The 20762-nt window shown below is 44.7% G+C and carries 11 protein-coding genes and 1 tRNA gene; 8 read left to right on the top strand and 4 right to left on the bottom strand.

Translation table 11 applies throughout. The features are described from left to right. The first annotated feature begins 13 nt into the window (after nucleotides 1–13). Nucleotides 14–90, top strand: a tRNA-Ile gene (locus ACN0IC_RS10870). A 225-nt stretch (nucleotides 91–315) separates the two neighbouring features. Continuing rightward, a complete protein-coding gene (locus ACN0IC_RS10865) occupies nucleotides 316–1758 on the top strand; it encodes a hypothetical protein (RefSeq protein ID WP_416878801.1) in 1443 nt (480 codons plus the stop codon). On the opposite strand, the gene ACN0IC_RS10860 is transcribed toward ACN0IC_RS10865, so the two are convergent. The 3 genes from ACN0IC_RS10860 to ACN0IC_RS10850 are packed head-to-tail and all read right to left on the bottom strand — an operon-like array spanning nucleotide 1751 to nucleotide 3890. Further along, nucleotides 1751–2695 carry a glycosyltransferase family 2 protein gene (locus ACN0IC_RS10860; RefSeq protein ID WP_416878800.1) on the bottom strand — a complete coding sequence of 315 codons (945 nt, stop codon included), beginning with the start codon at nucleotides 2693–2695 and terminating at the stop codon, nucleotides 1751–1753. The genes ACN0IC_RS10865 and ACN0IC_RS10860 overlap by 8 nt on opposite strands. After that, a complete protein-coding gene (locus tag ACN0IC_RS10855; protein WP_416878799.1) occupies nucleotides 2695–3144 on the bottom strand; it encodes a GtrA family protein in 450 nt (149 codons plus the stop codon). The genes ACN0IC_RS10860 and ACN0IC_RS10855 overlap by 1 nt, the downstream gene beginning before the upstream one ends. Nucleotides 3145–3146: 2 nt before the next feature. Next, nucleotides 3147–3890 (bottom strand): GNAT family N-acetyltransferase, encoded by a 744-nt coding sequence (locus ACN0IC_RS10850; RefSeq protein WP_416878798.1) that lies wholly within the window; start codon nucleotides 3888–3890, stop codon nucleotides 3147–3149. A gap of 333 nt (nucleotides 3891–4223) precedes the next feature. Between ACN0IC_RS10850 and ACN0IC_RS10845 the strand changes: the two genes are divergently transcribed. From ACN0IC_RS10845 to ACN0IC_RS10820, 6 genes are all read left to right on the top strand, one after another. Beyond that, nucleotides 4224–5279, top strand: coding sequence for a cupin-like domain-containing protein (locus ACN0IC_RS10845; RefSeq protein WP_416878797.1), 1056 nt, complete (start codon nucleotides 4224–4226; stop codon nucleotides 5277–5279). Further along, entirely contained in the window at nucleotides 5276–6415 is a 1140-nt protein-coding gene (rffA, locus tag ACN0IC_RS10840; RefSeq protein ID WP_416878796.1) for a dTDP-4-amino-4,6-dideoxygalactose transaminase, read from the top strand. The genes ACN0IC_RS10845 and rffA overlap by 4 nt, the downstream gene beginning before the upstream one ends. Nucleotides 6416–6447: 32 nt before the next feature. After that, a complete protein-coding gene (locus ACN0IC_RS10835) occupies nucleotides 6448–7257 on the top strand; it encodes a class I SAM-dependent methyltransferase (RefSeq protein WP_416878795.1) in 810 nt (269 codons plus the stop codon). A 184-nt stretch (nucleotides 7258–7441) separates the two neighbouring features. Next, entirely contained in the window at nucleotides 7442–15142 is a 7701-nt protein-coding gene (locus ACN0IC_RS10830) for a PKD domain-containing protein (protein ID WP_416878794.1), read from the top strand. A 28-nt stretch (nucleotides 15143–15170) separates the two neighbouring features. Then, nucleotides 15171–16373 (top strand): tetratricopeptide repeat protein, encoded by a 1203-nt coding sequence (locus ACN0IC_RS10825; RefSeq protein ID WP_416878793.1) that lies wholly within the window; start codon nucleotides 15171–15173, stop codon nucleotides 16371–16373. Then, on the top strand, nucleotides 16340–17488 hold the full coding sequence (locus ACN0IC_RS10820) for an SEL1-like repeat protein (protein ID WP_416878792.1): 1149 nt from the start codon (nucleotides 16340–16342) through the stop codon (nucleotides 17486–17488). The genes ACN0IC_RS10825 and ACN0IC_RS10820 overlap by 34 nt, the downstream gene beginning before the upstream one ends. Before the next feature lie 3 nt (nucleotides 17489–17491). Here ACN0IC_RS10820 and ACN0IC_RS10815 read toward each other — a convergent pair whose 3' ends face one another. After that, nucleotides 17492–20602 (bottom strand): FG-GAP-like repeat-containing protein, encoded by a 3111-nt coding sequence (locus ACN0IC_RS10815; protein WP_416878791.1) that lies wholly within the window; start codon nucleotides 20600–20602, stop codon nucleotides 17492–17494. Nucleotides 20603–20762: the final 160 nt, after the last annotated feature.

The raw sequence follows: 20762 nt of genomic DNA, 5'->3' as shown, positions 1-20762 counted from the left end.
ACAAGTGTGAAATGGGGGGATAGCTCAGTTGGTTAGAGCCACCCGCTCATAACGGGTTGGTCGGGGGTTCAAGTCCCTCTCCCCCTACCATTTCACGCCCATTCGACTGAATCCTCCGGGGCGCTATTTCCGGAAGACAGAAATAAGAGGGATGAATTTGCCGCTGCGGTTTAGTACTTTTCGACATTCTCTTCTCGGTTCAGAGAAGCTCTCCCATCGGAAGTCTTTTTCAGGGTAAAACATTGAAGCCATATTAAAACTCCAAACGTAAAATTCTTCAGAAAAATCCTTTCTTGGCCAGATGAGATTCTGGTTATGGCTGGTTCTGCAATCATTTTAATTATCGTTGAGATTTGGTTGAAATGGAAGGTTCTTTTCTCCAATAGTTTTATCTTGGACGATGCCTTCATGTTTGAAAGAGCCTTATATGATAGGCCATTCAACGATCTCTCAAAATTCCTTTCCTCCTTTCAAAATACAAATTTTGACGGATATCTGGTTACAGCGGTTTACCGGTCACTCGTCGTTATGGCCGGTGATATCGTAACTTTGCGTCTGATTTTTCTGGTACTCTTCGCCGTAGCCACAGCTTTATTTTCGCTTCTGATCTACAGGGTCACAAAGGATCGCATCTTTAGTATCTTGGCGGGGACTTTCTCATTACTTACCCCCTTTTCCCTATTCTTCGTTCTTTTCACGAGTGGATCTTATTATTTAACTTTTTTCATCATTTTTGCTGCCGGCCTAATTTGCGGCACTTATATCGATCCCCACAGGCCCTTCTCTCAAACAGGGCCTCTAATCGTGGCGATGACCAGCTTATTTGCTCTCTCAGCTGCTCTGTTGGGAACAGGATCACTGCTTTGTCTCTCCGCCTTAATATGGATTTTTTATCATACCAGGTCATTCACCAAACCAAACCTTAGACGACTTTTCTATCTATGCGGCGTAATATTGGTAGCTCAGACAGTATGGACTATTTTAACTCTGCGTTCGCCCTATGAGGATATTCCAGGACGGGTCAATTACGATTTTTTCTCAATGTTTATAAATGGATTGAGAATTATTAATCGTTCAGTTTCAAGTTATCTTTTTCCAAACATTTCAACTGGAACACTGACGCGCCAGCCTAGCTTGTGGATCGCCGGGACCTTCATAATATTCATTTTAGGTCTGCATTTTTGGTTGATAAAAAAATTTATGAGAGAACGCATCAGGCTTTTATCCCTGCCCATAGAATATAGTCTTTCGCTTTTTTTAGGCGTGTCTGCCGTCTTGGCAATTGGGCCTTATTCGTTATTAACCCATACCCACCCTTGGCACTATTTTTCTCCGCTTATCTTTTTAGGCAGCATGACTTTTCTATTAATCTATTTGGCTTTGGGAAAGCGGATTGCCTGTTTTACAATCTTTCTGGCGGCTGTTTTCACGATTGAAAGTCATTCAAACAAAACCCCTGATTTTGTGGAAGCGAGCAAACAACAAGCTCAATTCGCGAATTTCATACGGGCAGAAAGTGAACTATGGAGCTCCAGTGACCGGATTTATCTCATATTGACTCAGGCACCGGCTTTGCAGGGATTTAATGTGCCTTTTAGGAGTACAGGCTTCAATAGATATATATCTGAAAACCCTAATGCTCCTTATTTGAGTATATGCTATAAAACTATACCCGAAGGGGAACTCAATACTACAGAGCCTGGCGCCGTATTTCTTTATGAAATGAATAAATCCGGCGATTACAAACGCATTAATTAACCCTATCAGAATTTGTCTGGCTCTTATAAATGCTTTCAACGATAACGTCCGGCCGCCTTTTGACTTCACGAAAAACTTGAAGCAGATAAAACCCTATTACGCCTAGAGCCAGTAGAATAACCCCTCCGATGGCACCAATAGCTGTCAAAATTACATATATATCGTCAGCTTGCTTCCCTTGGCTCACCGATTTTAACGCGAGATAGACACCAGAAAAGAAGGAGCTGAACGAGATTATTGCACCAGAATAAAGAATAGCTCTTAGCGGAAAATCAGAAAATCTGATGAATGAACCCAAGGCCAATTCAACGCGGTTTCGAAAGCTGTAAGACGTTTTTCCCTTATCCCCTTTTTTTCTAACAAGCGTTACTTGCTTGAAACCGGAATAAGCAAATAGACCCGGAAGGAAACTCACCTGCTCTGAATATCCCGTCAGAACGTCAACAAAGCGCCGCGTCATAAGCCGAGCAACCATCGCATTGGGAACCACTTTTAAGTCGGATGCCCGATTGAATAGCTTATAAAATATGGCGCCCGTCGCTCTTTCGAAGAACTTTCCTTTTCGAATATCTTGCACCGCGCAAACGACATCGGCTTCTTCCTTTTGCATCTTTTCGTAAAATGCACCGAGCCAGGCAGGATCTTCTTCCAAGTCTGAATCAAGTACAAAGACAAAGTCTCCGCGAGAATAGGCCAGCCCTTTCATCAGTGCTTTGTGATGACCAAAATTTCGGGATAAATTAATAATTGTAATGTCTTGCTGCTCGGCGGCTAGCTCACACGTTTTTTTTAAAGTGTTATCAGTCGATCCGTCATTAACTATGATGATTTCATAGTCTCCCCCAAACTGATTGGCTTGCTTGCGTACTCTAGAGATAAAATTCTCTACATAGTCTTGGGATTGATAAAAGGACGAGACAACTGAGAGCTTCACCATCACAAGAAACCTAAAGCATCATCAGTTAAAGGAGACGATTTGAACGTCCAATATTTTTGAACCAAAAAGGAAATCAAAACGACAAATGGCATTGTGAGGCAGTAACTAGATATTTCCGAAACGCCCAAACTAACAAATATCCCAATAAACGCAGTCGCGACAATAAATTGCAGGCTGATAACCACGAAGTAACGCCACGACTCTGATGTCATTGTTCTGTTACTTCTCTTAAATACAAACTTTCGATTGAGTATATAACCTATTGTAACGCTCGTTATAAAGGCTGCAAAATTAGCTTCCCAGAAGGATGTAAAGAATACCAGTATGAACACTCCATATGTGCCAAGACAAATCGCCGTATTTATTACCCCCACAAGTAGATAGGCAAATAATTGCTTTCCCTCAACGACGCAGCTCCGCGGCCCGATTGTTTTTTCGAGTATCAACATAGTCATAAATATTGGGCTTTAATTGTCGGAGGTTTTAACCAGATATGGTGAATATCCTGCCTGTCAACCAACTGCCACCCCATTCTTTTATAACAATTGCAAGCAAGCTTGTTCTTACTCTGAGTTGTTATACGGGCCGTTTTCACCCCTCTTTGTTTCAACCAGGACATACATGACAGAACGAAGCTTCGGCCCAGTCCCTGTCCCGTCATTTTTTTATCTACTGCCATTAAGGTTGGTACGCCTATTCCATCAGCATCAATGCGTCCCGCCCCAATTCCGGCGATTTCTCCTTCCTTGTCGCGAGTTACGAAAACAACATCTGCCATATCTTTTGCCAGAGAGGCCCGCATCCACATTTTATATAACGCAATGGCCGCCTGTTCTGGAAAATTAGGGTCCGTAAAAAATCGGGAATGCCCGCCCGCGATAATAGCCAAGGCTTCAAGCCTATCATTACTCTCCGAACTCTCATAAATTTCTATGGACTCAGGCCCACTTGCAAGCTTTTTTAAATCAGAGGCTTCCAGATCAAATTCAAAGATATGACGTCTATCAGCTAAAACCGTTACTTCATCACACAGAAATTGAGTGTGAGCCGGGGTCGTATAAACCAAGAGGCAGACCTCTTCGTCTTTCGCCGAATCTATAGCTGATTTCAGTACTTCCCCGTCAAAATCTGTTTGTCTGTATTCAGCAACTTTAAAGCCGAAAAAATGACTGTCCCAGTCTTTGATCTCTATCATATCCAGATTACTGCCAATGCTCTAAACAAAGTTCGGAGTGCATACGCAAAAACTCACAATATTATCAGAAATATGGATCGTTTTTCGCATTGTCTTTGGCGCCCCTATCTTTGGTTTACTATCGAATATGCTATTGTTTTTGGCAAGAGCTTACTCTAACAGTTTCCCCGGATTAACTGGCGCAACCTTTGAAATTCCTTTTTACTATAAATTTCAAAGACATCCAATTTTGGCTTTCTGTCGGTTTTCTTTCGGGTATTATCTGACGAGTGAAACTCGTCATGGTTTATCCGGCAGATAGAGATGGATGAGTAAGTTCCTTTGGGGGAAGGCATGTTTCAAGATATTGAAAATCAGAACTTCATATCAGCCCCAATATGGATAAAATTCATATATATCTGTCGACATCTTGCGAACACCCAAAACATTTTTTTAGAATGGGAAAGACGCTGTCTCTCCAAACTGCATGAAAAATATCAAGATTTACCGGACGGTGAAACCCTAGATATTCCAGAGTTTACAGTTGAAAATTTTGATTATGACGCATTCAAAGCGGCCGGACGAGACATCAGGCCTTTCGTCATAAGGAATTTTTGTGATCCCTCTATTTTAAGCTGGGATTCTCTAAAGTCCGAGTATGGCGGGACACGCGTTCCCACCCACCCAAACGCTGAGCCCAACAAAGATTTCACATATCACACAGTCCAATATACGACACTCCGTGACACAATTGAAAAAATGGAAAGAGATGACCCTGCTTACGTCATTGGATCAAGTCAGCTCTTTCTGGATCACCCTGAGTTGGCAGATAGTTTTCCGTCCGGCAAAATAAGTAAATTCTTCAAACGAGAAATTATCCGGAAAGAGGTCTTTATCGGCGGGCCAAAGGTGGGGTCGAGCTTTCATTGTGCAGGAGGCGACAATATATTTTTTATGGCGCATGGACGTAAAAAGTGGTTATTTGTGAGCCCCAAAAATTATATGGCAATGTATCCGACATATGGGCGCGATCGAGAATCCTATGTACACACCTCTGAACTAGATTCTCATAATTATGACGCATTACAAAAGGAAAGATTTCCCCTGTTTTCCAAAATCAACAAATATAGTGTGACGCTTGAGCCTGGCGATTTGCTTTTCAATCCGACAATGTGGTGGCATGAGGTTCGTAATCTAGACCGAACGATAGGCGTCCCGCACAGAACAATTTCGACTGCAGGAAGAAATGAACTTCCTTCCTGGCTCAATCTTGCTAAGAAAAATGCTCTGGAATTTCTTGTTACAAGTCTTGTTGGACGTTTTACAGGGAAAACGGCTTCTATTGATAATTCAGATGAAATGATTATCGCGACCTATGGCGGCTCTCGGAAAGTCGTGTCGATCAAATGAATCCAATTATTCCCTTTAATCGCCCATTTATGTCAGGGGGAGAAACTGACAATTTAGAGCGCGCTTACAGGAATGGCGTACTGTCTGGGGAGGGGATGTTTTCCAAACAGTGTCAAAAGTGGCTGGAAAACACTCATAATGTCCCTAAAGCTTTGCTGACCCATTCCTGTTCAGGGGCCTTGGACATGGCAGCTTTGTTAATTGACCTGAAACCAGGCGATGAAGTTATCATGCCGTCATTTACCTTCGTTTCAACGGCAAATTCTGTGGTCTTACGTGGCGGTGTTCCTGTTTTTGTTGATATAAAATCTGCTACGCAGAACATTGATGAAAACCTCATTGAAGATGCAATCACGCCTAAAACCAGGGCCATTTGTGTCGTTCATTATGGCGGGGTCGCCTGTGAAATGGATGAAATTTTGGCGATCGCCAGAAAGCATAAGTTGCTTGTCATAGAAGATGCCGCGCATTCCATAGGTGCATCTTTCAAACGACATCCATTGGGAGGTCTTGGAGACATAGGAACTTTGAGTTTTCATGAAACCAAAAATGTGAGCTGCGGACATGGCGGTGCCCTATTAATCCGTGATCCAGACCGAATTTCTCTGGCTAATATGATTCATAATAAAGGTACGGACAGGGTTAAGTTTGCAAACGGGGAAGTTGATAAATATACTTGGCAAACCCTAGGTTCTTCTTTTTTACTCGGAGAATTGTCAGCCGCCATACTCGCGGCTCAGTTTGAAGCCATAGATTTTATAAATTCCAAACGAATGGCTCTCTGGAGTTTATATCACCAAGCTTTAGAGCCTCTTGAAGCTAAGGGACTGATAAAACGGCCTCACATCCCTGAATATTGTCAACATAACGCCCACCTTTATTATATTATTCTTTCTTCTGAGCACGACAGAAAGAAGGTATTAGAAAAACTCAAAATGGCAGGCATTTATGCCGTTTTCCACTACGTTCCTTTACATTCCTCTCCGGCCGGTAAACGTTTCGGGAGGTCCAGCGGAAACTTATCCGTGACAGATAACAGCGCGGCAAATCTGATCCGCTTGCCTTTATGGACAGAATTAAAGTCTCAGCAAGTAGAGCGCGTTATAAAAGTTCTCCAGAACGCTTTGCGGCAGTAAACCTAGTGACGAATCGAACATGGGCAGACGAAATGGAAGTTTTCCGACCCAAGAACTGTCCAAGCGATCAATTTTTTAATACATGGATATCAGAGGCCTTATTCGGATGGGCAGAAATTTCTCCATTTACAGGCAACCAATCAAGAGGGCTCGAAATCGGCGCCGGGTCGGGTTTGCTTGCGGCACGAATGAGTAAAAGTCTCGAAGAAATTATTGCGCTAGAACCAACTTCAGACACATTCTCAATAAACGAAACCATTTTAAATAAGATCAAAGAGGCCTCTTATAATAACTTGATAATAAGTCGAATGCCGCTCGAGGACTTTGAAGATGAAACAGGGTTTGATCTGATCTGGTCTATCAATGTTTTTGAGCATCTCAATGACTGGAAAGCCGGATTGCTGAAAACGCATTCCTTGTTACGCCCAGGAGGACGCGCCATCATATTATGTCCCAATTATGACATTCCTTATGAGTCTCATTTTGGACTACCTGTCTTGGGCACTAAAAAAATTACGCAAAGAGTTTTTAAGAAGAAAATAGACAAATTTGAACGTAAATACTCCTGTGTCGGGTTATGGAAAACTCTGAATTTCATTCGCATTTCGCAAATCATAAAATTTGCTCATGAAAACAATCTAGAAATAAAAACTGATAAAACCATAACGGATCGTTTGTTTGACCGTGTAACCACAGATATGGAATTTGCTAAAAGACATGAATATATAAGCCCAGTTATCAGGTTAGTGCGGAAAACCAGACTACTGAATATATGGACTCGCTTGCCCGCCAAAGTGCAGCCATATATTGCACTTCACATATTCGCCGACAAGAAAGCTTAAAATTTTATGGCGCTCCGGAAGCTATTCACGGCCTAGCATAAACTTCTAACCTCCCAAGTCCGAGAAGGTTAAAAAAGAGTAATTTTAACTTTGCTTTTTTTGAAAAACTTGTCACGATACAGCTATCTTTTTTATGAGGGCTGACGGCGTTTCTTGGCTGTTGGATGCAATTGGGGCAAATAAGATGAATTCAAAGCGTAATTTCGGATGGGAATTTTTTAGAAAATCTCTCACTTTTTTCGCCCTCCTGCTCGCCGCATCAGGAATTGCAACTAGCGCTTCTGCTCAAGTCGGGTTTTCCAAAAGCTTTTCCCCGAATACAGTGGGACCGAATAGCACTGCAAAATTAATCTTTACAATTGATAACTCTACTGGTGGAACCAGTGCAACTTCCCTGAATTTTACCGATAACCTTCCTGCCACGCCAGGAGCCATGACCATAGCGACACCTGCGAATGCCGTTACAACCTGCTCTGGCGGCGTGTTATCTGCACCATCCGGAGGCACAAGCATCAGCTATTCGGCAGGAAGCCTTGGAGCCGGATCCAGCTGTACTATCAGTGTTGATGTAACAACTGACGCAACAGGAACCTATACAAATATATCTGGAGATTTGACATCATCGACTGGCAACAGCGGAACTGCAAACGCAGATTTGAATGTTGTGGCGACACTTCCCGGTTTTTCAAAATCTTTTTCCCCTTCAACTGTTTCCTTCGGATCTCCGTCTACGCTGACTTATGTCATTGATAATTCGGCCAACACTCAAAATATTGGAAATTTAGATTTTTCAGAAAGTTTTGCCACAGGCATCGAAATTGCTACGCCGTCCAATGCCAGCACAAGCTGTATTGGTAATTTCAATGATACAGTTTTAACCGCCCCTGAGGGCGGAACCACCATAACTCTGGATGCCAACGGAGCTAATTTTAGTGGATTTCAGGTTCTGGATGCCGGAGCAAGCTGCACTGTAACTGTTGATGTCATTGGCCAAGCCGTAGGCGCTCTGACAACTACTTCTGATGATCTTCTTGTAGATTTCACAAGAGCAGGTACAGCAACAGCAACGCTTAATGTCACAACCACTCCTCTCTTGCTGACTAAGAGCTTCACAACCGATCCGGCAACGCCTGGTGGAACTGTTGATCTTGAATTTACCATTCGAAATCAAAATAGATCACAGCAAGCCACGAATATTAGTTTTACTGATGATCTCGACGCAGTGTTGAGTGGGTTAACTGCAACAACTATGCCCTCTTCAAATATTTGTGGCGCTGGCTCTACACTATCTGGAACAAACGTATTGACTCTGGCAGGCGGATCTCTTGGACCAGGAGCCTCTTGTACATTTTCCGCGACGCTTCAAATCCCTTCAGGAGCTTCAACTGGTACATACCGAAATTCAACCAGCTCGGTTACAGCAAGCATTGGAGGCAATCCGTCTACAGGAGCTCCGGCAGCGGATAATTTACGGATAGAAGCGGATCTACCAAGTTTTACAAAGAGCTTCACGAATGATCCCGTCGGTACAGGGAGTACAGTCTCTTTGGAATATACTATTTCAAATACGAGTGGGGGAAGTGCTCTGACGAACCTCTCCTTTCGAGATGAATTCTCATTTTTACCGGCACCTATCACTTTCGCAGGAAATACAACGGATGTTTGCGGAAGCGGCTCGAGCCTTAATTTAAATTCGGGGTCCAATACCTCCGGAGGATTTGGAAACCCAGGCTTTATTACTCTATCCGGTGGCAATCTTGCATCATCTACTTTCTGTACATTTACTGTCGACATAACAATACCTGACGATGTACCGGGAGGTACTTATTCAAGCACATCAGGCACTTTATCGGGCGCGTCAGGAGGATCAAATTTTTCTGGTCCCACAGCTAGTGATAATCTCCAGGTTACGGATGGCGGATCAGTTTTATTTACAAAAGAATTTATAGATGACCCGGTTTCTAGTGGTGATGCCGTAACTTTGGAATTCACAATTACCAATCCGTCAGAGTCCACAGCCACTTTAACAAGCCTGGCTTTTACGGATGATTTAAATGCGGTCTTACCCGGCCTTACAGCGACAGGCCTCCCCCTCTCAAATGTTTGTGGAGCGGGCTCTATGATATCCGGGACAACCAATTTGTCATTTTCTGGAGGCAGCCTTGCTTCGGGCGAGAGTTGTAATTTTAGTGTTTCCACACAAGTTCCTGCCGCTGCCAATCCCGGTACATATACGAATACTACAAGCAATTTGACAGGGTCGGCTTCCGGAACATCTTTTTCCACGACAGGTGCGAGTAATGACCTTGTAGTTAGTGGTTTAGAATTCTCAAAAGAGTTTTCCGATGATCCGGTTTCTCCTGGTGAGGATGTTACCCTGCGATATACAATCGCTAATACTGGCTCATCAGATGCAACGATTTCATTTTTTAGCGACAATCTAAACTCTACCCTCTCAGGACTTTCGGCATCCGGTGGCGCATTAACCAACACTTGCGGCGGAACTTTATCCGGCACCTCTAATCTAACTTATTCCGGCGGCAGTTTAATGGCAGGAAACTCATGCGAAATAGAAACACTCGTAAGTGTTCCTAGTGGGGCAGCGCCCGGAACCTACGCCAGTTCAAGCAGTAATTTATCTGCCAATTATGGCGGAAACGCGATTACAGTCCCCCCTGCGTCCGACGCCCTGTCGATAGAGTCTGCGACAGCCAATGTAATTTTATCTAAAGACTTCCCAGACGGTTCAGTTGAACCTGGTCAAACAACGACCCTCGAATTCACAATCGAGAACTCAGGGACGTTGACGGCCACTAACATCAATTTCCTAGACGATTTGGACGCAATGCTGTCAGGCGCACAGCTTTCAGCAACGAATTCCAATAGCTGTAACGCGACAATATCAGGGACCAGCCTTATCAATATATCCAACATCACTTTGGCGGCGACGAGTGTGTGTACTATAAATGTGGACATCAGCGTTCCTTCTGGAGCAACGCCCGGCACCTACGCCAATACAACATCTAATGGCTTCGCAACAGTCAATGGCGTTTCAGCTCCTTTAAATACAGCCTCGGCGGACCTCGTTGTTACGGCTGGCTCGGCAACATTCACAAAAGCCTTTACAGCTCCCGGAGGGCCTGGTGGGACAACTTCTCTTGAATTCACAATTACTAACACGAGTAGCGGTGCGCTAAGTAATCTACGATTTACAGATGATTTAAATGCGGCCCTCCCAGGGTTGGTCGCTTCTGGTCTGCCTACAAACAACATTTGCGGAACAGGCTCACAGATTTCTGGCACAAGCAATTTGACTTTCTCAGGCGGCAATCTGGGCGTTGGGGAGAGTTGTAATTTTTCAGTTATTATTGATATCCCCGGCTCTGCTTCCCCCGGGAGTTATGCAAACACAACTACCAATCTTGTTTCGGGCGTTTCTGTTATCTCGCCTCCCGCTACAGCTAATCTCGAAATTGAAGTGCCTCCCAGCTTTGCAAAAGTTTTTGCTCCAAATCCGGTCAGTGTTTCTACTCCTTCCACACTGACCTTTACGATAGACAATAGCGCCTCTGCTCTGAGCGCAACGTCTTTGGACTTTACGGATAATTTACCCGCCGGTCTCATCATTGCAACGCCTCCAAATGTCAGTACGACCTGTATAGGCGGAACACTTACAGCTGTCGCTGGTTCTGGAGTTTTTTCTTATTCAGGCGGCTCTGTTGCCGCTGGCGCAAGCTGTACAGCTACAGTTGATACAGTTGCCTCAGCTCCTGCGTCTTACACGAATGTATCGGGTAATTTGACATCCTCCTCAGGTAATAGCGGTACGGCTTCGGACACTTTGACAGTCAATGCCGCAGCCGATTTGTCCATCACGCTTACTGATGGAAATGATCCGGCCAATGTTGGCAGTAGTTTGACCTATACAGCAGAAATTGAAAACCTTGGTCCGAGCGCGGCAACATCTGTTGTAGCGACAACAGCTTTACCTGCAGGGGTAACTTTTGTGTCCACATCAGGATGTGCCGAAGACCCTACGGGCGTTCCAACTTGTTCATTAGGCACAATTGCGTCAGGGAACACAGCTTCCTTTACAATAAACGTGACAATTGACCCAGGTACGAGCGGTACATTGACGAACAACGTTTCTATCACAAGTGCCGTTCCTGATGGAATAGCTGCAAATAATAGTGCCAGTGAAAATACAATCGTTAACAGGCTTCCTACAGCAAATGCCGGTCCTGACCAAACGGCTATTGCCGAAGCTACAGTCGTCACGCTAGACGGCTCGGGCTCTTCCGACCCTGACGGCACTCCGTTAACATATGCCTGGACCCAAACCTCTGGAACCGCCGTAACCCTCTCAGATGCTAGTGCCGTTTCACCTACTTTTACAGCTCCGACTTTGAGTTCGAACACAGATGAAACCTTGACATTTTCCCTTACTGTTAATGACGGAACAGCCGACTCCGCGGCGGACAGTGTTGATATTATTATTACCAATGTGAACAGCGCTCCCGTTGCAGATGCTGGTCCTGATCAACCTGCTGTAGCGGAAGGAAGCACCATCACTCTTGATGGAAGCGGCTCGTCCGATGCTGATGGTGATACTCTGACTTATGCTTGGGCTCAAACGGACGGCATCACGGTGACTCTTTCAGATCCATCAGCTGTTTCTCCTACTTTCACAGCTCCTGCTCTCAGCTCCAACGCCTCGGAAACTCTAACGTTCTCTCTTATCGTCAATGACGGTACGACCAACTCAACCGCTGACATGGTTGACATTACAGTTTCCAATCAGAACGTCATGCCTGTCGCCAATGCCGGACCGGATCAGCCTTCTGTCTCAGAAGGGGCAACCGTTTCTCTGGACGGTTCTGCGTCGTCCGATCCTGACGCTGACATATTGACTTATGCCTGGAGTCAGACGTCAGGGAGGAGCGTAACACTCTCTGACGCCTCGGCCGTCTCTCCGACCTTTACGGCACCAGAGCTGAATTCAAACACGTCTGAGACGCTTACATTTTCGCTTATCGTTAATGATGGCAGTGTTGATTCTCTCGCGGATACTGTCGACATCACAATAACCAATGTAAACTCTGCGCCCATCGCAGACGCAGGGCCAGACCAGACTAATGTCACAGAAGAAACAGTTGTCACGCTTGATGGTTCAGCATCGACCGATTCCGACGCCGACACTCTGACATATATTTGGACGCAAACCTCAGGTACAAATGTTGCACTTTCCGACGCCACGTCAGTTTCACCCAGCTTTACTGCGCCCGCGCTTAATAGTAGCGCGCCCGAAACTTTGACATTCTCTTTGATTGTCAATGACGGGACTTTGGACTCCGCTGCTGATGCAGTCAGCGTGACAATTACAAATGTAAATGAAATGCCAATTGCAGAAGCGGGCCCAAATCAGTCGGACGTCATTGAAACATCTTCTGTAACTCTAAATGGAAGTGGCTCTTTTGACCCAGATGGAGATGCTCTGACCTATAGCTGGACACAGACAGCCGGAACAAATGTCACACTCTCGGACGCCTCAGCTGTTTCGCCGAGCTTCACTGCTCCTACGCTAGACTCCAACACACCCGAGTCTCTGACCTTCTCGCTCATCGTCAATGACGGCACGGTGGACTCTGCGGCCGACACAGTCGAGGTGACTGTGGCCAATGTAAACGGCACACCTCTTGCGGATGCGGGGCCGGATCAAACGGCTGTCATTGAAAATACATCCATCACGCTTGACGGCTCTGCCTCCAGCGACCCTGACGGCGACACACTCACCTATAGCTGGACACAGACAGCCGGAACAAATGTTACACTCTCGGACGCCTCAGCTGTTTCGCCGAGCTTCACTGCTCCAACGCTAGACTCCAACACTCCAGAGACTCTGACCTTCTCGCTCATCGTCAATGACGGCACGGTGGATTCTGTTGCTGATACAGTCGATGTAATTGTAACCAATGTAAATAAAGCACCCGTTGCCAATGCCGGGTCGGATCAATCTGATATTATCCACGGAACTACCGTTATCTTAAATGCTGAAAATTCATCAGATCCCGATGGAGATGAATTGAGCTTTAGATGGACTCAGTCAGCCGGCCCAATTGTTACTCTATCTGACACAACGGCAATATCTCCATCCTTCACCGCACCTGACTTGCAAGAAACCACTATTCTTACTTTCAACTTGGTCGCGAATGATGGTCAAGTTGATTCAGAGACGGATCAAGTTGATATAATTGTTTTGGAAAACGCCCCTCCAACTCTTACCATTTCAGGTGTGCCGGAAACTATCGACGGACCGTTCACAGTCACCTTCAACTTTAGCGAAGAAGTCATAGGCTTTACTCTGGAGGACATTACCGTAACCAATGGAACAGCTTCCAACCTACAAAACACAAGTGGAGGGAACGGGGCTGCTAAATCCGGTGAACCGAAACAAGAAACAATGGAGACTCCATCAATTTACACGGCTTTGATTTCGCCAGTAGGAGAAGGTAGACTGACTATAACTGTTTCCGCCGGGGTTTTGACTGACATGGCCGGCAATCCAATTGAAGCCACAACAGTTGCTGCGACTGTCATTGATACGACTAGCCCATCGGTTTCTATTGCGGCTTTGCCAGAAGAGGTAAGAGGCCCCTTTACAATTCAAGTCAATTTTAGTGAAGCTGTCACAGGCTTTACGGCGAATGATTTAACGCTTGATAACGCATCAGCCTCCGAATTTATTTCCCTTAATGCACAGAGCTATTCAGTTCTCATTACGCCTCTCATTCAGGGCACAGTTTCCATCGATATCAATGCGAATGTGGCTCAGGATGGCGCCGGAAACGGAAACACAGCGGCTGATACAGCTACCACAGAATTTATTGATGAGGATTTTGTGCGTACCCGGACAATGGCCGCCATCAGTAACTTCCTGATTCGCCGGGCGGATCAAATTACTCTCAATGATCCAGACCTTGCCTTTAGACTCTTAAATAGCAGAACCGAAGGAAAAATAACCGGCTCTGCAGATGACAACAGAGCGCAGGTAAACTTCAATGCTTCTGCAAGCGGTGAAGACGCAAATCTCTACAAGATTGTAGGGGCTGATGCCGCCGCTCGAATTAATCTTTGGACAGAAGTCAACTTCTCCCGACTCAAGTCCGAAACCGCCCAAAATAGCATGGCGCTTGCTTTTGCGGGTATTGATTACCGGTTGAATGAAAAGACAATTCTCGGATTTATGGGTCAGTATGATTGGGCAGATGAAGAAGATGATCGGGAAGATGTTTCTGTCTCGGGGCAAGGCTGGATGGTCGGGCCCTATATTGTCTCCCGATTAACGGATAATCTGGTCTTCGACGGACGCGGGGCTTGGGGACAGTCAGATAATGATATTAGTCCCTTCCGCACTTACACAGATGAATTCGAGACAGACAGATGGCTCCTAAAAGGTCAATTTACCGGAGACTTCGATATTGATGCCTGGAAAATCTATCCGAGCCTGGCTGTTATTTATTTTGAAGAAAATCAACAAGCTTATACCGACTCTCTGGATATTGAGATCGGGTCTCAAAAAGTTAAATTGGGACGGGCCACTTTTGGACCAAGAATCAGTAAAACTTTTGCGTACAATGAAAAAGTTAGTTTCATTCCTAATTTGAGCGTACGCGGTATTTGGGATTTTACCAGAACAGATATATTAAACATAAATACGGGCTTCGCTTCAGAAACGGATAAGTTACGGGCAAGAACTGAGGCTGGTTTTACGGCCCTCTTTGAAAGTGGTACGAGCCTGCGACTTGATGGTTTTTACGATGGTATCGGCGCAGAAAGTTTTGAAGCCTATGGCGTCAAGATTAATGTGAGCTTTGAGCTGGATTAGATAAGTTTTTCTTCTTTATGAGACTTACATGACGTTAAAATACATCTCATTCTCTTTATTGATGGCCGGAACGCTTTTGGGAGGGTGTTCCGAGCAGGACAGGCAAAATACCGCCATTTTTGACTCCGCAAAGCAAGCCTATAACAATCAGAATTATGAGGAAGCTTTTTCCTCGTTAAAACCCTTGGCAGAGGATGGGGATGCGGCGGCGCAATTACTTGTGGGAGATATGTATGCAAGTGGCCAAGGTATTGAAACTGATTTGGACAAGTCTATCAAATGGGTTGAACAAGCAGCGGAGTCCGGACTAAAGGAAGCACAATATAGTTTGGGTGTCTCCTATCTTGTGGGCCGCGGCATTCCACAGGATTATTCGAGTGCCTATGAATGGTTCAAAAAGTCGGCCGATCAGAATTATGCAAAAGCTCAGTTTCAGGTCGGGTTAATGCTGGAAAGCGGATCAGGGATTGAACAAAATCTTGATCAAGCCCTAAAATATTTCCGCGATGCGGCCGAACAGGGAAATGTTGAAGCCCAGAACACCATAGGCATGATTTATCTAGAAGGGAAATCCGTCCCTCAAAATGTCGAAACAGCTTTCCAGTATCTGAACAGTGCGGCAGAAGGCGGCGATAAAAGAGCGCAATATTTAGTTGGCTTCCAACTTCTTCAGAAGCCAGACCCTACGCCGCAAGAAATGGAGCGTGGTGTAAACTTTTTGAAATCAGCAAGCGCTCAAGGATATGATAAAGCTCAACTTATTCTGGGGTTTCTCTACTTTCACGGAAAAGGTGTAGAGCAAAATGAACAAAAGGCCGCCGAACTTTATTACTTGGCAGCCGAGCAAGGAAATGAGCAAGCAGCAGAGCGGTATAAACGCCTTGCCGAAGAAAGTAGCCCCGAAAATTTGTGGAAATTAGGCAAACTTTACGCCGGCGGAGTTGGTCTCCAGCAGGATGATGAAAAAGCCTCAGCTATTTATCTGCTCGCGGCGGAACAGGGCTCTGCGTTAGCTCAATACGCAATTGGCCGGGCTTTCGCGATGGGCAGAGGTGTAGAACAGGATTATGTCAAAGCACATATGTGGACGAACTTATCTGCTGCGAGTGGTGTGGACAAAGCTATTGAGGACCGAGAGACATATTCCCGATTGATGACACCCGAACAAATAGCGAGCGCTCAAAAAATGGCTCGGGAGTGGATAAATCGGCAAAATCCAAATTCCAAATGAAGCTAAGGATCGGAATTAATGTGAGCTTGGTTCTCTCGCTTACTTTCCTCTTGAATTACGGTTTATCTGGACCAGTTCTTGCCCAATCGAGCACAAAAAGCCTCTCTGCCCCTTCACCTGGAACGGCAGGTGAATTGCCAGTATCCCTCCAAAATTTAGCGGGAACAGGAAATTCTCAGGCTCAATTCGAAATAGCAACTCGATATACACATGGGTATGGGGTCCCCCAAAATTACAAACTTGCCGCCATGTGGTTTTTAAGAGCGGCGGAACAGGGCCATGTTGAATCATCCCGGTTGTTAGGTGATCTGCATGCGACCGGATATGGTGTGACGCAGGATTATAATGAGGCGGCCCTGAGATATGAATTTGCTGCAATTAACGGGAACATGTTCGCACAGCATTCTCTAGCTTTACTGCATGAAAAAGGGCTCATTCCCCAAGCAGAAGGTAAAAAGGCGTTCCGATATTACAAGCTGGCAGCACAGCAAGGCTATGCCGACTCTCAAACAAATCTTGGGGTACTCTATCAGGAAGGCAAGATTGTACCGCAGGATTACAAAAAGGCTCATCAATGGTATCTCCGGGCAGCAACTCAAAATGACAGCCGGGCGCAGAATAACCTTGGGACGCTCTATGCGAAAGCGCTCGGGGTGCAGCAAGATTACTCACAAGCCGCCAAGTGGTATAAGTTGGCAGCGAATAATGGCCTCGCCAACGCCATGACCAATTTGGGTGTCCTTTATGAAAACGGTTTCGGAGTAAGGCTCGACGAAGAAGAAGCAAAAAAATGGTACAGGAAAGCCGGAAATTTAAGTGATCTGAAGTCTAATTCAGGGCAAAAATCAAGCCCTTCTGACTCACTTTCATCCATAGAAAGTGAAGCAAATTCAGGAAACCCTTCTGCCCAATATAAACTGGGCCAACTCTATATTGAAGGACGGTCGGTTCCTCAAGATTTTGTCATTGCTTATAAATGGATAAATCTGGCAGCCTTCAGAAACTGGGCCGATTCTAGAGAGTTGAGAGACCAGCTTACAAAAAAAATGACTCCTGATCAGGTCAACGAAGCGCAGGCGCTTTCAATAAAAAGCTTAAATATAGTAGAACCCTAAGCCTTAGAAGGTTTCACGCGTGACAATATAGGTAGCCCCTGTTTTTAGCGGCTCATCAATCACTGATGAACTTCCATCAACCCAATCTATTTCAACTCTTGAGATTGTTTTGTTTGCTCCTAAGCCGAAATGGACATCACTTGAGTCGAAAGACTGAAACCCACCGCCGGATTGAATTTCCCGGCGCTGATGTTTATTGCCATCCGGACCGTAATAAACTTTGATCTTGGCTCCCAGACCATATCTATTCCCAATCTTGTCTCGTAGCCGAAAGCCGATTGCCTGCCCCATCTGTTCATTATTTATATAAGCTTGTACCGGGCCGTTAACTGGCACTGTCAGAATGTCCAGATCTCCGTCATGATCAATATCCATACGCAAAGCCGCCGCTGTCATTAAGTAGTCTTCAAGTCCATATTCAACCGCTTTTTCCGAAAATCCGGCGGCGCCATCATTTAAATAAAACATGTTTGACGGTGTAAAATCATTCGGAACCCAAGTTCCGTTGACAATAAAAACATCAGACCACTCATCATTATTGAAATCTGCTATTTTTGTATCCCAACTCCACCCCCCAACTCCGAGCCCGTATTTATTCGTTACTTCGTCATACCGCCCGTCGGCTTTACGTTTTAACAGCACATTCTGTTTTTTAACTTGAAGAAGGTTTTGGGTAAGATCCTCTACCGTCAATTTTCTGGACGGCTTAAAGTGAATATTACAGAACGATTTAATAATGCTCTGATCCAATTTTATCAGCTCGCATAATTCCGGATCCTGGGCTTGAATAGCCAAATCCTTTATGAGCATCGCTTTACATTCCGCCATATAAACCGGATCAAGCTCCAGACATTTCTTGGCGTAAGATGGGTTGAAGTTGTTCCCGGATTTATACCAACTCTTTATGTCCATATTTTTCTGACAAAGATCTTTCTGGACTTTGCTTTTAATCGAAGCACAATAATTCTCTATAGGCTGCATATTTAATCGGTCAGAAATTCCGGAAGCCCGTCCTGCAATTTGGACGCTGTAAATTTCAGGAATTAAATCATTATCCAGATCGTGGGTCTTAATCCCCATTGTTGTGTTGGTCGTAAACGGGATAACATTATCATTTCTGAAAATTTGGGAAAATTCCCCCTGGCCGTCACCATAATAATAGAAGTCCGGAACCTCAAAATCGTTTCCTACTAAAAGATCTAAATTAGCATCTCCATTTATATCGCTTAATAATATCGAAAGCGTTTCGCCCGGAAGACCTGGTAAATCAGTATATTGATCGCCGCTCATACGCCCCTTGTCATTTATAATGAGACGGTTTCGCGACTCCTCGCCTGGAATACGGCGATACCAGCCGGCCGCCCAGTTTCCGATAGCGGAATCAATATATCCATCTTTATCAACGTCGCCAAAACTCAACGCCAAGGACAGCAAGGCATCGGGGTTATTCTTCACAGCGGTCAATTTAGTTTCAGAAAAAAGGCCTTCTTGGTTCCAGAGAATATAATTTCCCTTTTGATAGGTTGTCAGGAAAATATCCAACCAGCCATCGTTATTGAAATCCACTAGAGCAGCATTGAATATAGGCCAATCAGAAATTTTGCCTAAATTAACATCATGTTTTTCAAATTTACCCTGTCCATCGTTTTTATAAAAATATAGACCGTTTACCGTAGAGGCCAGAACTAGGTCATTATCTCCATCAAGATCGATATCACCGCCAGAAATACTCCGCCCCTCCCAAAAAGGTGGCCACATATCTCTAATAGAAAATTCTATCGGCTGACTTATTCCAATTTCCTGAGCTTCCAACCTTGTGAATGGCTTTTCCCCGGATTTTGATCTGGAATTAAAAGCTACAGACTCAATTATAATTTCAGCATCAATGGTCGGAAGAGTTGCCGATAGAGTATCGCTATCGGCATCATTGTTTGCCAACAGGACCGAAGCCCGATCAACAGGTGAATTTAAAGGAAGGGCTTCAGATTGCAAAATTTCCAAAGCGTTTTCTGTTTGGCTCGCATGCCAGTGGCTAACCGCAAACCCTGAGCCTGCCCCTATCAAAATGATGGCCGCCCCTAGCAGACCCGCAATTTTAACTGAAACCGACTGTCCCACGATGAAAAAGGAGTAAATACTGAAAATCCCTAAGGTAAACAATAGGGTCATTACCGATCCAACAGCCAGGCCCCCTGCTAATAATGCCCCGCATATAACAACATCGAAAGCAATCGGAACGGGTAGAAAGGTTCCAATCAAAGCAATAATCAAGAGACCTAATAGGCCAAATTTGAGGTTATTCAACATTTCCAACGGAATTAAAGTGGCAACGATAGCCCCAAGAAAACCCGCTAAAATCATAAGTGGTAAGGTGAGTTTAATGATGTACCAAAGATCGGATATATAATCGCGTGTAAAACCAACGACAGATGATCCCAAGCTTTCCTGCCTTAAATTAACCTCACAAGACATGTTCACATCGCCGCGTTGATTTAAGACAGGCAATTGCCGTTCATCCTCCCGAAGCCAAAAACATAGCGTCGGGACAACAATCAATATCACGACAAAACACAGAACTAACTTGGTAATCGCTAAATAGAACGGCAGAATACTAAACAGCATCGTTAAGACAACTATGTTTAAAGTTGGCGACGCAATCATTGCTGCCAACATTGTCTCAACCCTGGCTCCTCCTTTATATAGTCCCTTTGCAATTGGAGCGGCACAATTTACGCAAACACCTAAGGGTGCACCCAAAAACATACCTAAAAATGCATTGGTATACGCGTTTTTGAAACTCATTCTGGCCAAATAACGCATCAGAGTTAGAAAGGCGGATCCGATCAGAATGCCGAAAAACATACCTTTCCGGTTCGTATGAATCCAATTTCCGGTTGTGTAGATGATTTTTTTCCAGATTGGAAAGTCAGGATCAACAGTCCAGTGAGCCTCAAAACTCAACGGGTCTTCAAGGTGAATCTCTCCGGCCATCATGGCTTTGTCATCAAGAGCAGGATATCGTGAAGACGTCCAGAAAAAGTAAGTTATTAAGGCAAGCAACAGAAACGCCAATATAAAACGTATTCCCGTTCCTTTTTTAATAAAGGAATGCATCCCCTCGCCCCTCTAACTATTGCAAGTCGTTTTACACAGTTCTTTTTTCAAGGCAATCATACTTAAACCAGTAAAGGCTTAGATAAATCTATTGAGTTTTACGTTATGGGCCTAGCTTAAGCAAATACTCAATAGAGCCGCCTTAACTTTTTAAATTGTT

Source organism: Litorimonas sp. (assembly GCA_029936425.1).
Taxonomy (GTDB): domain Bacteria; phylum Pseudomonadota; class Alphaproteobacteria; order Caulobacterales; family Maricaulaceae; genus Litorimonas.
This window is presented reverse-complemented; position numbering and strand designations above follow the sequence as displayed.

Coding starts and splice junctions, on each gene's coding strand:
- ACN0IC_RS10865 (WP_416878801.1), top strand. CDS start 316: ATGGCTGGTTCTGCAATCATTTTAATTATCGTTGAGATTTGGTTGAAA.
- ACN0IC_RS10860 (WP_416878800.1), bottom strand. CDS start 2,695: ATGGTGAAGCTCTCAGTTGTCTCGTCCTTTTATCAATCCCAAGACTAT.
- ACN0IC_RS10855 (WP_416878799.1), bottom strand. CDS start 3,144: ATGTTGATACTCGAAAAAACAATCGGGCCGCGGAGCTGCGTCGTTGAG.
- ACN0IC_RS10850 (WP_416878798.1), bottom strand. CDS start 3,890: ATGATAGAGATCAAAGACTGGGACAGTCATTTTTTCGGCTTTAAAGTT.
- ACN0IC_RS10845 (WP_416878797.1), top strand. CDS start 4,224: ATGTTTCAAGATATTGAAAATCAGAACTTCATATCAGCCCCAATATGG.
- rffA (WP_416878796.1), top strand. CDS start 5,276: ATGAATCCAATTATTCCCTTTAATCGCCCATTTATGTCAGGGGGAGAA.
- ACN0IC_RS10835 (WP_416878795.1), top strand. CDS start 6,448: ATGGAAGTTTTCCGACCCAAGAACTGTCCAAGCGATCAATTTTTTAAT.
- ACN0IC_RS10830 (WP_416878794.1), top strand. CDS start 7,442: ATGAATTCAAAGCGTAATTTCGGATGGGAATTTTTTAGAAAATCTCTC.
- ACN0IC_RS10825 (WP_416878793.1), top strand. CDS start 15,171: ATGACGTTAAAATACATCTCATTCTCTTTATTGATGGCCGGAACGCTT.
- ACN0IC_RS10815 (WP_416878791.1), bottom strand. CDS start 20,602: ATGCATTCCTTTATTAAAAAAGGAACGGGAATACGTTTTATATTGGCG.